The sequence below is a fragment of the Streptomyces sp. NPDC057697 genome, assembly GCF_042799335.1.
Taxonomy (GTDB): Bacteria; Actinomycetota; Actinomycetes; order Streptomycetales; family Streptomycetaceae; genus Streptomyces.
Genome location: NZ_JBHVJA010000011.1, coordinates 296,285 through 310,805 on the forward strand (window position 1 = coordinate 296,285; position 14,521 = coordinate 310,805).

Annotated in this window: 12 protein-coding genes; 4 read left to right on the plus strand and 8 right to left on the minus strand. The window is 72.9% G+C overall.

Features of this window, described 5'->3' with window-relative positions:
* Positions 1 to 23: 23 nt before the first annotated feature.
* From ACFVFH_RS26860 to ACFVFH_RS26870, 3 genes are read right to left on the minus strand one after another with little or no spacing between them, the layout of a single operon-like run.
* The gene (locus ACFVFH_RS26860) at positions 24 to 1,049 is read right to left on the minus strand and encodes a methionine synthase (protein ID WP_383773126.1); all 1,026 of its coding nucleotides are present in this window, start codon (positions 1,047 to 1,049) and stop codon (positions 24 to 26) included.
* 58 nt (positions 1,050 to 1,107) lie between these two features.
* A complete protein-coding gene (locus ACFVFH_RS26865; protein ID WP_383773128.1) occupies positions 1,108 to 1,797 on the minus strand; it encodes an SDR family oxidoreductase in 690 nt (229 codons plus the stop codon).
* A gap of 28 nt (positions 1,798 to 1,825) precedes the next feature.
* Positions 1,826 to 2,365 carry a TIGR00730 family Rossman fold protein gene (locus tag ACFVFH_RS26870; protein ID WP_383773130.1) on the minus strand — a complete coding sequence of 180 codons (540 nt, stop codon included), beginning with the start codon at positions 2,363 to 2,365 and terminating at the stop codon, positions 1,826 to 1,828.
* Between the two features lie 163 nt (positions 2,366 to 2,528).
* Here ACFVFH_RS26870 and ACFVFH_RS26875 point away from each other — a divergent pair, with 163 nt between their 5' ends.
* A complete protein-coding gene (locus tag ACFVFH_RS26875; RefSeq protein WP_383773133.1) occupies positions 2,529 to 2,864 on the plus strand; it encodes a DUF427 domain-containing protein in 336 nt (111 codons plus the stop codon).
* Positions 2,865 to 2,960: 96 nt separating this feature from the next.
* Entirely contained in the window at positions 2,961 to 3,761 is an 801-nt protein-coding gene (locus ACFVFH_RS26880) for an alpha/beta fold hydrolase (RefSeq protein WP_383773135.1), read from the plus strand.
* 133 nt (positions 3,762 to 3,894) lie between these two features.
* Here ACFVFH_RS26880 and mnmA read toward each other — a convergent pair whose 3' ends face one another.
* On the minus strand, positions 3,895 to 5,031 hold the full coding sequence (gene mnmA / locus ACFVFH_RS26885) for a tRNA 2-thiouridine(34) synthase MnmA (protein WP_383773137.1): 1,137 nt from the start codon (positions 5,029 to 5,031) through the stop codon (positions 3,895 to 3,897).
* 61 nt (positions 5,032 to 5,092) lie between these two features.
* Between mnmA and ACFVFH_RS26890 the strand changes: the two genes are divergently transcribed.
* A complete protein-coding gene (locus tag ACFVFH_RS26890) occupies positions 5,093 to 5,779 on the plus strand; it encodes an N-acetylmuramoyl-L-alanine amidase (protein ID WP_383773213.1) in 687 nt (228 codons plus the stop codon).
* Between the two features lie 36 nt (positions 5,780 to 5,815).
* Here the strand turns inward: ACFVFH_RS26890 and ACFVFH_RS26895 are convergent, their stop codons facing one another.
* On the minus strand, positions 5,816 to 6,985 hold the full coding sequence (locus ACFVFH_RS26895; RefSeq protein ID WP_383773139.1) for a cysteine desulfurase family protein: 1,170 nt from the start codon (positions 6,983 to 6,985) through the stop codon (positions 5,816 to 5,818).
* Between the two features lie 403 nt (positions 6,986 to 7,388).
* Here ACFVFH_RS26895 and ACFVFH_RS26900 point away from each other — a divergent pair, with 403 nt between their 5' ends.
* Positions 7,389 to 11,195, plus strand: coding sequence for a S8 family serine peptidase (locus ACFVFH_RS26900; RefSeq protein WP_383773141.1), 3,807 nt, complete (start codon positions 7,389 to 7,391; stop codon positions 11,193 to 11,195).
* Between the two features lie 334 nt (positions 11,196 to 11,529).
* Here ACFVFH_RS26900 and ACFVFH_RS26905 read toward each other — a convergent pair whose 3' ends face one another.
* The 3 genes from ACFVFH_RS26905 to ACFVFH_RS26915 all read right to left on the minus strand — a co-directional run bounded on the left by ACFVFH_RS26905 (position 11,530) and on the right by ACFVFH_RS26915 (position 14,500).
* Positions 11,530 to 12,738 (minus strand): IS701 family transposase, encoded by a 1,209-nt coding sequence (locus ACFVFH_RS26905; protein WP_383773143.1) that lies wholly within the window; start codon positions 12,736 to 12,738, stop codon positions 11,530 to 11,532.
* 231 nt (positions 12,739 to 12,969) lie between these two features.
* Positions 12,970 to 13,980 carry a helix-turn-helix domain-containing protein gene (locus ACFVFH_RS26910; RefSeq protein WP_383773145.1) on the minus strand — a complete coding sequence of 337 codons (1,011 nt, stop codon included), beginning with the start codon at positions 13,978 to 13,980 and terminating at the stop codon, positions 12,970 to 12,972.
* Between the two features lie 196 nt (positions 13,981 to 14,176).
* Complete coding sequence (locus tag ACFVFH_RS26915) at positions 14,177 to 14,500, minus strand: DUF4190 domain-containing protein (protein ID WP_383773147.1); 324 nt, start codon at positions 14,498 to 14,500, stop codon at positions 14,177 to 14,179.
* Between the last annotated feature and the right edge of the window lie 21 nt (positions 14,501 to 14,521).

Sequence of the window (14,521 nt, forward strand, 5' to 3'; positions counted from 1 at the left end):
TCCTCCCGTTACCCAGTGCCCCGTTACTCAGGGTTGTCTGCGAGCGATCTCGCGGCCCGGACGCAGTGGGCGAGCGCGGCGCGCGCGTACGCGGGCGAGGCACCCGCGAGCCCGCACGACGGGGTGATCGCCACGGACTCCGTCAGAGTCCCCGGATTCAGCCCCAGCCTGCGCCACAGCGTCCTGACCCCCATGACGCTACCGCCCGGGTCCGACAATCCGCCCGAGGCCGGGTCGGTGCCCGGTACCACTCCGAGGAAGAGCCGGGTGCCGCCTTCGACGGCTTCTCCGATCACCTCCTCCTCACGCTCGGTGAGCAGGGAGAAATCGAACGAGATGCCGTCGGCCCCGGCCCGGCGCAGCAGTGCGAACGGCACCTCGGGCGCGCAGGTGTGCACGACCGTCGCCGCGTCCCCGCCCGCCGCCAGGACGTCGCGCAGGGTGCCCTCCACGACCTGGCGGTCCACGGCCCGGTGCGTGCGGTAGCCGCTGGCCGTCCTGACCCGCCCGCGCAGTACGGCGGTCAGCGACGGCTCGTCGAGCTGGAGGATCACGTCGGCGCCGGGCACCCTGCGCCGCACCTCCGCGAGGTGGGCGCGCAGCCCCTCCGCCAGGGAGCCCGCCAGGTCGCGGCAGGCCCCGGGGTCGCCGAGCGCCGCCTCGCCGCCCCGGCGTTCCAGTGCGGCGGCCAGCGTCCACGGCCCGACGGCCTGGACCTTGAGCGGCCCCTCGTACCCCTGAGTGAACTCCTCCAGGGCGTCGAGGTCCTCGCCGAGCCAGGACCTGGCCCGGCGGGTGTCGCGGCCGGGCCGGTCGCTGATCCGCCAGCCGCTGGGCTCGACGTGCCCGTACAGGTCGACGAGGAGCCCGATGGTCCGACCGATCATGTCCGCGCCGGGGCCGCGGGCGGGCAGTTCCGCCAGGTACGGCAGGCCCTCGCCGCCCCCGAAGGAGCCGGTGACGGTCTTCGCCGCCTCCCGGGCGTCTCCCCCGGGCATGGAGCCGATCCCGGTGGCCGGACAACCGCTGAACTTGCTCTTCTCGCTCACACGGGAAGCGTAAAGGCTGTCCCGAGGGGCGTTCGTTCCGGTCCTGGGGCCGCGGGGGTCAGCGCCCGGGGCGCACCGTCAGGTCGTTGACCTCGGCGTCGCGCGGCAGGTCGAGGGCCATCACGATCGTGGTGGCCACCGACTCCGGGTCGATCCAGCGGGAGGGGTCGTACTCCTTGCCCTCCTGCTGGTGGACCTTGGCCTGCATGGGGCTGGCGGTGCGCCCCGGGTAGACGGAGGTCACCCGGACGCCGTGGGCGTGCTCCTCGTGACGCAGGGAGTCGGCGAGGGCCTTCAGGCCGTGCTTGCTCGCGGCGTAGGCGCTCCACTCGGCGTGTGCGGCGAGACCGGCGCCCGAGTTCACGAAGAGCACATGGCCCTGCGAGACGCGCAGTTGCGGCAGGAGGAGCCGGGTCAGCTCGGCGGGCGCGACCAGGTTGGCGTTGAGTTGGAAGTGCCAGGCCTTGGGCGTGAGGTCGCCGACCTTGCCGAGCTCCACGACGCCCGCGATGTGCAGCAGCGAGTCGACCCGCTCCGGCATCGCCTGCTGGGCGAAGGCCCACGACAGCCGGTCCGGGTTGGAGAGGTCACCGACGAGCGTGCGGGCACCGGGGTGGAGCGCGGCCAGTTCCCTGGCGCGGCCCGCGTCGCGGGCGAGCAGCAGGGCCTCGTCACCGCGCTCCAGCAGACGGCGGGTGACGGCGGCTCCGATGCCGGAGCCGGCACCGGTGATGACATGAGTGGACATGCCCTCATGATCGCACCCCGCCGCCCCGTCACTGAAGGCCGGACCACTCCTCCAGGTAGGCCAGGGCGCCGACGCCGTCCTTGGCGAAGAACACCAGGTCGGTCAGCGGGAGGGGCAGGAAGCCCTCGTCCTCCATGCGCTGGAACTGCTCGCGCAGCCCGTCGTAGAAGCCCGCCGTGTTGAGCAGGACCACGGGCTTGTCGTGCTTGCCGTGCTTCTTCAGCTCCAGGATCTCGGTCGCCTCGTCGAGCGTCCCGGTGCCGCCGACCATGATCACGATCGCGTCGGACTTCTCCAGGAGCAGCGCCTTGCGCTCGGCGAGGTCGCGGGCGATCACCATCTCGTCCGCGTTGGTGCGCGCCTTAGCGGCCAGGAAGTCGACCGAGACCCCCACCAGCCGCCCGCCCGACTCCTGGACCCCGTCGGCGACGACCTTCATGAGCCCGCTCTCCGAGCCTCCCCAGACAAGGGTGTGGCCGCCCTTGCCGAGCAGCTCGGCGAATTCGCGGGCGGGCCGGGTGTAGCGGTCGTCGAGGTCGGCAGCGGAGAGAAAAACACAGATCTTCATGGGACCACCGTAAAGCCCGCCACCGACACGTCCGGCCGGCACGGAGAAAGAGGGGACCGGAAAGAGGGGCCGGGAGGGGGGACCGGAAAGAGGGACCGGAAGAGAAGCGGGCCCCGGAGGGGGAGGCGGGAAGAAAGCGGCCCGTGATACGGCTGTACTCGACATGACCTCCTCACCAGGACACCTCATCACGGTCGAGCCCGGCACCGCGCACGTACGCGTGGTCCGCGACGGACAGGTGCTGGCCGAGAGCCGGCGCCCGCTCGTCCTGCGCGAGACGGGCTGCCCGGCCCGCTACTACCTGCCGCCCGAGGACGTCCGTACGGACCTCCTGACGGCCTCGGACACCCGAACCCACTGTCCGTTCAAGGGAGATGCCTCGTACTGGTCGCTGCCGGGCGCCGCCGACCTCGTCTGGGCCTATCCCGACCCGAAGCCCGAAGTCGCCGCGATCAAGGACCACTTCTGCTTCTACGACACCGCGACCGTCGCCGACTGATCCTCAAGAAACGTCCCTGACCTGGGCCGTTGAAGAATCTCAAAAAAACTTCGGCCGGAACGATGAGTTTTCGCGGGCCCGGCGGTCCACCCTCGCATGGACAAGATTCCCTCCCGCGACGGCACCATGATCGCGCACCGGCACCGGGGCGAAGGCCCTCCGGTGATCCTGGTGGGCGGCTCGCTGGGCACCGCGGCGACCGACGCGCCGCTGGCGCGTCTGCTGGCGCCGCGTTTCCACGTCGTCACCTACGACAGGCGCGGCCGCGGCTCCAGCGGCGACAGCAGCCCGTACGCGGTGGAGCGCGAGATCGAGGACCTGGCCGCGCTCGTCGCCGTGGTGGGCGGCCGGGCCTCGGTGTTCGGTACGGGGGCCGGCGGGGCGCTGGCCCTGGAGGCGAGGGCGGCCGGGCTCCCCGTGGACCTGCTGGCGGTGTACGAGCCGCCGTACACGCCGGGCGCCGCGGGCCTCCAGTACAAGGCGTGCTGCACCTCCCGGCTGCACCGGCTGCTGTCCGGCGCCGACCGCGCGGGGGCCGTCGAGCTGTTCCTCTCGGTGACGGGGGTACCGGCCGACATGATCGCCCGGATGCGCCGCGCCCCGCTGTGGAGCGGCCTGGTGGCGATGGCCCACACCCTCGCGTACGACGACGCGCTGCTCGGCGACGGCTCGATCCCGGCCGCCCGGTTCGCCTCGGTCACGGCGCGCACCCTGGTGCTCTCCGGCGGCTCCAGCCCCACCCCCGCCCGCCAGTCCACCCACGCGCTCGCCGACGCCCTCCCCCGGGCCCGCCACCGCACCCTGACGGGCCAGACCCGCGAGCCGGCACCCCAGGCGGTGGCCCCGGTCCTCACGGAGTTCTTCGCCAGGTCCGCACCCCTGCGTCAGGTTTCCTGACCCATGACCCGCCCCGCGTGGTCCCGCCCGTACGGGGGTCGGACGCGACCGCGCGGGGCGCCCCGGCGCCGCGCCCATGGGCGGGGCGGCGTTCCGGGACGGCGGCGGCCGCGGCGAGGGGCTTCCGGCCCGGTCAGCCGGACGCCGCCGCCGACGCCGTCTCCCGCCGCACCGTCGTGGCGATCGTCGCCGAGCCGACCACGCGGGTGCCGTCGTAGAGGACGACCGCCTGGCCGGGGGCCACGCCCCGTACCGGCTCGGTGAAGGTGATGTGCAGCGTGCCGTCGACGAGCTCGGCCATGACCTCGGTCTCGCCGCCGTGGGCGCGGAGCTGGGCGGTGTAGGTGCCGGGGGCGGCCGGGGCCGTGCCGCACCAGCGGGGCTTGATGGCGGTGAGGGCCGTGACGTCCAGGGACTCGGCCGGGCCGACCGTCACCGTGTTGTTCACCGGGGAGATGTCCAGGACGTAGCGCGGCTTGCCGTCCGGGGCGGGGTGGCCGATGCGCAGGCCCTTGCGCTGGCCGATGGTGAAGCCGAAGGCGCCCTCGTGGGTGCCGATCTTCGTGCCCGACTCGTCGACGATGTCGCCCTCCGCGGTGCCGAGCCGGCTCGCCAGGAAGCCCTGGGTGTCGCCGTCGGCGATGAAGCAGATGTCGTGGCTGTCGGGCTTCTTGGCGACGGCCAGGCCCCGGCGCTCGGCCTCGGCGCGGATCTCGTCCTTGGTGGTGAGGGTGTCGCCGAGCGGGAACATCGCGTGGGCGAGCTGCTTCTCGTCCAGGACACCGAGGACGTACGACTGGTCCTTGGCCATGTCGGAGGCGCGGTGCAGCTCGCGGCCGCCGTCCCCGCTCCGGACGACGGTGGCGTAGTGGCCGGTGCAGACCGCGTCGAAACCGAGCGCGAGGGCCTTGTCGAGGAGCGCGGCGAACTTGATCTTCTCGTTGCAGCGCAGGCACGGATTGGGTGTCCGGCCGGCCTCGTACTCGGCGATGAAGTCGTCCACGACGTCCTCACGGAAGCGTTCCGCGAGGTCCCAGACGTAGAACGGGATGCCGATCACATCCGCGGCCCGGCGGGCGTCACGGGAGTCCTCGATCGTGCAGCAGCCGCGCGCCCCGGTACGGAAGGACTGCGGGTTGGCGGAGAGGGCGAGATGCACACCGGTCACGTCGTGCCCCGCCTCGGCGGCGCGGGCCGCGGCGACGGCGGAGTCGACACCGCCGGACATGGCGGCGAGCACACGGAGGGGGCGCTGGGAAGTCTCAGTCATAGCTCCACCAGAGTACGGGGCGCCGGGAACCGAACGCTCTCGGATATGCGTTGTGGATCACATGGGGACCAAGGGGACATCGGGCGCCGGCGGCTCCGGCGGCGCGAAGTCCGGGCACGGCATCAGCCGGCGCGGGCTGCTGATCGGCGCCGCCGTCACGGCCGTGGGCGCCGCCGCGCTGGCCCGGGAGGAGTTGGAGCGTGCCTGGTGGCGGCTGCCGGGGGTGGAGAAACCCCGCACACCCGGCGAGGTGGATTACGCGCGGGCCCAGTGGATAGCGGCCGCCCCGGCGAACTGGCGGCGGGCCGACCGCCCGGACGACTACCCCGTCGACCGGGTCGTCATCCATGTCACCCAGGGCAGCTACCAAAGCGCGGTGAAGGTCTTCCAGGACCCGGCGCACGGCGCGGCGTCCCATTACGTGGTGCGCAAGGACGGCCATGTGGCGCAGATGATCCGTGAGCTGGACGTGGCCTTCCACGCCGGGAACAGGTCGTACAACGAGCGCAGTGTGGGGATCGAGCACGAGGGCTTCGTGGACCGGCCGCAGGACTTCACCGCGGCGATGTACGGGGCCTCGGCGCGGCTCACGGCGGCGATATGCGGGCGGTACGGGATACCGGTGGACCGCGAGCACATCGTCGGGCACGTGGAGGTACCGGGCACCGACCACACCGACCCGGGCGGGCACTGGGACTGGGGCCGCTATCTGAAGCTGGTCCGCGCGGCGGCGACGGCGAAGCGGTGACCGGCGGGCCCGCCCAGTCGCGGGGCGGGCCCGGAGTCAGCTGAGTCCCGCCGTACGGGCCCGTTCCACCGCCGGTCCGATCGCGCGGGCCACCTCGTCGATGTCCTGCTTGCCGGAGGTGTGGCCGAGCGAGAAGCGCAGGGTGCCGCGGGCGAGGTCCGGGTCGGTGCCGGTGGCCAGCAGTACGTGGCTCGGCTGGGCGATCCCGGCGGTGCAGGCGGAGCCGGTCGAACACTCGATGCCCTGGGCGTCCAGCAGCAGGAGCAGGGAGTCGCCCTCGCAGCCGGGGAAGGTGAAGTGGGCGTTGGCGGGGAGCCTCCCCCCGGGGGCCGGGTCGCCGCCGAGCACGGCATCGGGCACGGCCGCCAGCACGGCCGCGACCAGGGCGTCGCGCAGTCCGCCGATCTCGCGGGCGAACTCCTCGCGCCCGTCGGCGGCCAGCCGGCCCGCGAGGGCGAAGGAGGCGATGGCGGGCACATCGAGGGTGCCCGAGCGGACGTGCCGCTCCTGGCCGCCGCCGTGGAGCACGGGCACGGGGGTGTATTCGCGGCCGAGCAGGAGCGCGCCGATGCCGAAGGGCCCGCCGATCTTGTGCGCGCTGACGGTCATCGCGGCCAGCCCGGACCGGGCGAAGTCCACCTCAAGCTGCCCGAAGGCCTGCACCGCGTCCGCATGCATCGGCACGTCGAACTCGCGGGCCACCGCCGCCAGTTCGCGTACCGGCATGATGGTGCCGATCTCGTTGTTGGCCCACATCACGGTGATCAGGGCGACATCGGCGGGGTCACGGAGGATCGCCTCGCGCAAGGCGTCCGGGTGGACGCGGCCGTGTCCGTCGACGGGGAGGTATTCGACGTCGGCGCCCTCGTGCTCGGCGAGCCAGTCGACGGCGTCCAGCACCGCGTGGTGCTCGACGGGACTGGCCAGCACCCGGGTGCGGCGGGGGTCGGCGTCACGGCGGGCCCAGTACAGGCCCTTCACGGCGAGGTTGTCGGCCTCGGTGCCGCCGGAGGTGAGGACCACCTCGCTGGGGCGTGCGCCGAGGGCGTCGGCGAGGGTCTCTCTCGACTCCTCGACGGTACGGCGGGCCCGGCGCCCGGCGGCGTGCAGTGAGGACGCGTTGCCGGTGACGGCGAGCTGGGCGGTCATCGCCTCGATCGCTTCCGGAAGCATCGGCGTGGTCGCGGCGTGGTCGAGGTAAGCCATGGTGGGCCCGATTCTACGAGCCCCGGCGGAGCGTAGGGAGGGCGCACCCGCGCACGGCCCGGTGCGGTACCCGGGACACCGGATCGAGCGTGCCCCTCGGCGCCGCACCCGCGCACGGCCCGGTGCGGTCTTCCTCACCGCCTTCCCGGGCCCGTCCCGCGGGGAGTCCGTCGGGCTCGGCGGGCGGTACGGCCGACGAGGTCCTGGGCGACGGGGCCGTCGCCGGTGACGAGGAGGGGCTGCCGGCGCCGGTGACCGTGCCGGTACGCGCCGGGAAGCGCGTCGTGTCGTCTTGGCGACATGTCGCAAGCGCGGCAGGGAAAAGGCTGGTGCGAGCGATCAGCGGGACCCCAGTCTTGAGCCGCACCGCGTGTCCCTCTCCTTGCCTCCTGGAAAGGTTCCGATGCACAGACGGTATCGCTCCGCCGCCGTACTGGCGGCAGGAGTCCTCATCGCCGCCCTGGCCCCCACTTCCTCCGGCGCGAGCGCCGCCCCGGCACCCGCCTCCCCCGGCGCGGACTCCGCCGGGCGTCCCCAGGTCAGCTCCGTCACCCTCGTGACCGGTGACCGGGTGCGGCTGGAGACCTTCACCGGCGGCCGGAAGGCCGTCTCCGTCGATCCGGCCCCGGGCACCTCGCAGGCCGACTTCACCCAGCTGGAGATCGACAAGCAGCTGTACGTGCTGCCCCGCGCCGCGCTCCCGTACATCGCCTCCGGCAAACTGGACCGGCAGCTGTTCAACATCACCTCCCTGGTCGAGCAGGGGTACGACGACGCCCACACCTCCGCCATCCCGCTGATCGCCCGCTACACCGGCGGTACGAACCCCACGTCCAAACAGGCGCCGACCGGTTCGCGCAAGGGCCTGGTCATCAAGAGCCTGCGCGGCTCGGCGCTGAAGGCGGACAAGAAGCAGGCCGGGCGCTTCTGGAAGGCCATCGACGACGACGCGCTCGCCGGGAGCGGCGCGAAGAACGCCGCCAAGAGCCCTTCCTTCAAGAACGCGGCCTTCGAGGGCGGCGTCGAGAAGCTGTGGCTGGACGCGAAGGTCCATGCCTCCCTCGACCGCAGCACCGCGCAGATCGGTGCGCCCGAGGCGTGGCAGGCGGGCTACGACGGACGCGGCGCGACCGTCGCCGTCCTGGACACCGGCGTCGACGCCACCCACCCCGACCTGGCCGGGAAGCTCGGCGAGGTACGCAACTTCACCGACGGCCCCAGCGCGAACGACGGCCACGGCCACGGCACCCACGTCGCCTCCACCATCGCGGGCAGCGGCGCCGCCTCGGGCGGCTCGCGCAAGGGCGTGGCACCGGGGGCACGGCTGCTGATCGGCAAGGTGCTCGACGACAGCGGCTCCGGCTCGTACTCCGCCATCATGGGCGGCATGGACTGGGCCGCCCACTCGGGCGCCGACGTCGTCAGCATGAGCCTGGGCGGCGACGCCACCGACGGCACGGACATACTCAGCCTCGTCCTCGACGACCTCAGCAAGGAGACCGGCACCCTCTTCGTCGTCGCGGCGGGCAACACGGGGTCCGACTACTCGGTGGGCTCCCCGGGCGCCGCGGCGAGCGCGCTGACCGTGGGCGCCGTCGACCGCGACGACACGCTGGCCCCCTTCTCCAGCCGCGGCCCGCGCGTCGGGGACAACGGCGCCAAGCCCGACCTCACCGCTCCCGGCGTCGGCATCGTCGCCGCCCGCGCGGCCGGCACGTCCATGGGCGACCCGGTGGACGCGGCCTACACCGCCGCCTCGGGTACGTCCATGGCGACCCCGCACGTGGCGGGCGCCGCGGCGATCCTGGCCGGGCAGCACCCCGACTGGAGCGGCCCGCAACTCAAGGACGCGTTGATGAGCACGACGCGTACCGCCCCCGACCGGACGGTCTACGAGCAGGGCACCGGCCGGGTGGACGTGGCCCGCTCGGTGCGCCAGCGGGTGCGCGCCACCGGCACCACCGGCTTCGGCACCCTGACCCCGGACGCGGGCCCGCAGAAGGTGGACGTCACCTACACCAACGACGGTGACGCGTCCGTCTCGCTCGCCCTGGACACCACCTTCGACAAGCTCTACGGCTCCCCGGCCCCGGCGGCCGCCATGGACGCCCCCGAGCAGGTCACCGTGCCCGCCCACGGCACCGCGGACGTGACCGTGACCCTTGACCCGTCCGCACTGCCGGAGGGTGTCTACGGCGGCCGCCTCACCGCCACCTCGGCCGACGGGCAGACCGTCGCGCACACCGTTCTCTCCGCGGCGAAGGACCCGGTCACGCACAAGGTCACCGTGCGCGGCATCGATCGCGCCGGGCAGCCGGCGACCATCTGGCCGCTGATCCTGCTGGGCCCCACGGGCCGCTTCGACGTCGTCCAGGCGGTGCCGGCGGGGCAGAGCCTGACGGTGGCCCTCCCCGAGGGCAGTTACTACCTGCACGGCGTCATCACACAGGCCTCCGAGGAGAACGTCTCCAGCAGCCTGGTGGTCGACCCCCGGCTGCGGGTGGGCGGCGCCATGGATCTGGTGCTCGACGCGCGCAAGGCGGTCCCCGTGGAGATCCGGACCCCCGAGCCCGCCGAGCAGCGGGGCTCGATGGTCTTCTCCACCCACTGGAAGTCCGGCGACCGGGAGTTCGCCAGCTCCTTCACCAACGGACACAGCGGCGGTCAGCTCCTCTATGTCACGCCCACCGAGAAGTTCACCGAGGGATCCTTCGAGTTCACCTCCCGCTGGCAGCTGACGGCAGCGATGCTCCGCGCACGCGCGGTCTCCGGTGCCCGCGCATCCGGTGTCCCCGTCCGTCTGCTGCACAACTCCCCCGCCGTGGAAGGCACGCGACGCCTGCGGGTGGTGGACGCCGGTCACGGACGCCCCGAGGACTACGCGGCGCTGCGCGCACGGGGCGTCGACGTCCGCGGAGCGGCGGTGCTCGTGGAACTGGAGGGCGTGGAGTACGACGAGGCGGTGGCCACGGCCGCCCGGGAGGGGGCCGCGGCCGCCGTCACCACCGCCGGCGGCGACAGGTACGCGGCAGCGACCTGGCAGCCGGTGGGCCAACGGCTGCCGGCGATCGGGCTCTACGCCTCCCACGCCGCCGCACAGCGGCTGCGCGCCCCGGGCACCGTGCTGGAGCTGAAGGGGACCCCGGAAAGCCCCTACCTCTACGACGTCGTGCAGGTCGCCGAACAGCGCATCCCGGAGCACGTCGTCCACAAGGTCGGGCCGAAGAACACGGCCACCGTGGTCTCGCGCTACCCGGACACCGGCGGGGCGCGCTACGTCACGGAGAACCGGCCGTCCTGGCGTCCGTGGGAGGGCGTGTACCTCTCCCAGCAGGCCCGGTACGTCCGCACCGGGCAGGCGCGGACGGAGTACCTCAGCGGTCCCGCCGACACCCGGTGGCTGCACTGGGTCAACCCCCGCAACGCCTGGGGAGGCCAGGCCGCGGGGACCGGAATGTTCGGCTCCCTGCGCACCTACCGGCCCGGTGAGCGCGTCACGGAGAGCTGGTACGCCCCCGTGGTGCGCCCGGCGATCCCCCGGGGCGTCGAAGGGCTCGCCTACCGCGAGGGCGACCGGCTGACCATAGGGATACCCGAGTTCGCCGACAGCGCCTCCGGTCACTACGGCTACGCTCTGCCCCGCAAGGACGCCGCCACCCCCTACCCCGACGAGACCCGGGCCGTACTCCGTCACGACGGCGAGATCCTCGCCGAAGGCCCCCGGGCGTGGGGCCCCTTCCCCGCGGGCGGGAACGACGGCCGTTACCAGTTGGACCTGGACGTGAAGCGCACCAGCCCCGAGGGCACCCTCTCGCGGGCCACCAGCACCCGCTGGTCGTTCACGGCCCCGCGCCCGGCCGAGGGCGCGCGGTCCCCGCTTCCGCTCCTCCAGCTCGACTACGACGTGGCCACCGACCTCCGGGGCTCCGCCCCCGACTCGGGGTCCTTCGCCTTCGGAGTGAGCGCCCGTCACCAGGACGGTCTGACAGGCCGTTCCGTGAAGGGCATGGAGGTGTCCGTCTCGTACGACGACGGCGGGCACTGGCGGGCGGCGACGGTTTCCGCCCGGGGCGACGGCACCTACCGTGTCCGGGTCACCCACCCCTCGGCCGCGCGCACCAGCGGGTACGTCGCGCTGCGGGTCCGTGCCTGGGACGACGCGGGCAATGAGGTGAGGCAGGAGATCGAACGGGCGTACGCGCTCAGGTAGTTCGCGGGACGGGGAAGCCGCGACCGGCCTCGGTCGCGGCTTCCGTGCGTCCCGCGACGCCCCGGATCGCCGGTGGGTCCAGGCCCCGTCTCCGAACCGCCTACCGCGGCCGGACGACCGCGGTGCGAAGACAGGGACCAGGTGTGTTGTCCCGGCACGTCGGTGACACGCGTGCCGGGCGTCGCACGGCAGACGGCAGTTCGAAGGCAGGACCTAGTAGGGCTTTGTTAGGTGGTGTTGTAGGTCTGCCATGGGGTGGGTTGTCGGCAGGTGGGGCAGGTCCCGGTCCAGGTGGCTAACAGGTGTTGGAGGAGGGCCAGGGCCTGGTAGAGGGTCAGACCCTGGCAGGGACTTTTGGGCAGGACCTCTGTTCGGTCAGGAAGAGGTGGGCGGCGGTGACGAGGGTGACGTGGCGGTGCCAGCCGGTGAACGAGCGGCCCTCGAAGTGGTCGAGTCCGAGAGTGGTCTTCAGCTCGCGGTAGTCGTGCTCGATGCGCCACCGCAGCTTCGCGAGCCGGACCAGGTCCCGGGTCGGGATGTCGGCCGGCAGGTTGGAGATCCAGTACTTGACCGGCTCGTTCTCTCCTTCGGGCCACTGGGCGATCAGCCATCGAGGACCGATGACTCCGTCTGGGGCAGGTTTCGGGCGGCGGCCGGCGAGGCGGACACGCAGAAAGACGAAGCGGGCGGACATGGCAGCCTTCGATCCCTTGCGCCAGGTAACCGCGACCGCGCTGCCGCGTCCTGCGGCCACGACATGTTCGCGCAGGCTGACCGGGCGTGTGCGGTAGCGGGGCAGCGGGCGCGGCCCGAGCCCGCCGTAAGGCGGCTGATACGGCACGGCCGACTCGGTGTGGGCGGTCATCTCGCCCTTGACCTGCAGTGCGTAGGCCAGACCGCGGTCTTCCAGGCCGTGGCGGAAGTCGGCGTTCGCCCCGTATCCGGTGTCCGCGACCAGCACTGCGGGCCGCAGGCCGACCGTGGCCAGTTCGTCGAGCATGTCCAGCGCGAGCTGCCACTTCGGCCGGTGATGCTCGCCCTCGGGGATCCGGCAGCGGGCCCGCCGGTCCGCAGCCTCCGGCTGGTCCCAGCTGCCGGGCAGGAACAGCCGCCAGGACAGGGGGCAGGACGCGGTGTCGGACGCCGCATGGACACTGACCCCTATCTGGCAGTTCCCGACCTTGCCCAGGGTGCCGGAGTACTGCCTGGCCACCCCGGGCGAGGACGTTCCGTCTTTCGGGAAACCGGTGTCGTCCACCACCCACACCTGCGGCCGCACCACCGCCACCGCCCGACGGGCCAACCTGATGCGAACCGTGTCCACCGGCCAGGTCGACGACGTCATGAACTGCTGCAACTGCTGATGGTCCACACCCAGGCGCCCGGCCATCGGCTGCATCGACTTCCGACGCCCGTCCAGCAGCAGACCCCGCAGGTAAAGGCCGCCCTTCACTCGCTGGTCAGCACGCGCCAAAGGCGTGAACACCTCCCGAGCAAACTCCTCCAACCGGCCCCGACACACGGCGAGTTCATCCACCCTCATACCATCAGGAAACCACCAGAAAGGCCCCTTGCCCAGAGACGTAACAAAGCCCTACTAGGACCTGTCTTCACACTGCGGTCGTCCGGCCGGAGGCCGGGCCGTGCGGCGTCGGGTGCGTGCGATCGCAAGGCGGAGGGTCGCCCCGATACTGGATGTATCGGGGTGATCCCGACAACGCGGCGAGCGTGCGTGCCGGGCGTCGCACGGCAGACGGCAGTGTGAAGGCAGGGCCTAGGACAGCCAGTCGCGCCGCGCCGCCTGCCACACCAGCTGTGTACGCGTCGTCGCGCCCGCCCGCTGCATCAGCGCGGTGATCCGGCGCTGCACCGTGCGCTGGCTGACACCCAGCTGGGTGGCGATCGCCTTGTCCGCCACGCCCGCGACGACCAGGGAGAGCAGATAGCGTTCGTCGTCGGCGAGACTGCCGCCCGGTCCCATGCCGCCGGCGAAGTCGGCCAGCTCGCCCGCCTCCGTGACGTGCAGCGGGGTCCCCGCCGCCCACTGGATGTCGAACAGGGCGACGAGGGCGTCCAGGAGCGTGCTGCTGCGGATGATCGCGGCGGTCGGCTCGCCGCGGACGCCGGACGTGCTGCCGGGCATCAGCGGGCAGACGGCGACCGAACTGTCGACGATGACCATGCGCACGGGGAGTGCGCTGGTGGCACGGGCCACTTCACCGGCGCGGATGCCCTGGGCAACGTTGTCGACCATGCCGGGCTGCTCCAGGCAGTCCCGTTCGTAGATCGCCTCGTAGCGGATGCCCTGGGCGAGCAGCTCGAACTCCTCGTCGTTGTCCTGGGCGCGCAGCGCCACGGGATCGGCCTTGCAGAACCACCGCAGGTCGCTGCGGGCCCCGTAGGCGAGTTGGCGCAGCTGCTGACGGATGGCCCCGGCCCCGGTGATCACCTCGACCAGTTGCCCGGCGTCGTGGCGCCGGCCGCCCGCGCGGTACTCCTCGGCCAGCTGCTCCACTCCACGCCGTGCCCACTCCAGCGCTTCCTGGCCGCGCGACAGCAGGGGCTGCAGCGCCACGTCCGGCGGGACGGGTACGTACCGCATGCCGCCGTCGCCCGGCAGCCGCCCGACCAGGCCCTTGTCGTGCAGGGAGGACAGAAGCGACGCCGCCTCGCGTTCCCGGATGCGGAGCCGTTGGACGATCTCGTCCACGTCCGCCCCCCGTACCTCCACCAGATGGCGGTAGACCCGCTCCTCCGCCGCCCCGATCCCCGCTATCTCCAGCACGCGCCCTCTCCCTCGCCGCAGCCCACCCCGGACGGACGCCCGCTCTGCCAGCCATGATCGAACAGGATGCGGGCGGTGCTGTCGAGCGATCCGGGGACACCGCGGTCCCCGCGAGCCCGGGGCGGGGCGTACGGCGGGCACCGGGTGTCCCAGGACCGCGGCGGCCAGGCCCTGTCCCAGGTCCGCTCCGCCCGGTTCAGCCGCCGAAGTTCCAGGCGGCGGCGCCGTTTCCGGCGACGAGGAAGGCGAGGACCACGAGGTCGGCGACGCCGAGCGCGAGCCCGAGCAGGGCGCGGCCGCGGCGGGAGGTGGAACGGGCGAGGGCGATGACCGCCAGCACGATCGCGGCCGGGCCGAGCAGGACGTTCATCACCAGCAGGCCGACGAGCCCGAGCACGAAGGAGGCGACGGCCGAATCGTCGGCGCCCCGGGTCCGGTCCCCCCGGTCGCCGGGGCGGGCTCCGGCGGCGGGCGTCGCGTCGTCCGCTGCGGGGCGGTGGACCGATGCGGTGAGGGTCATGGTGCCTGCTCCTTCGGCGAT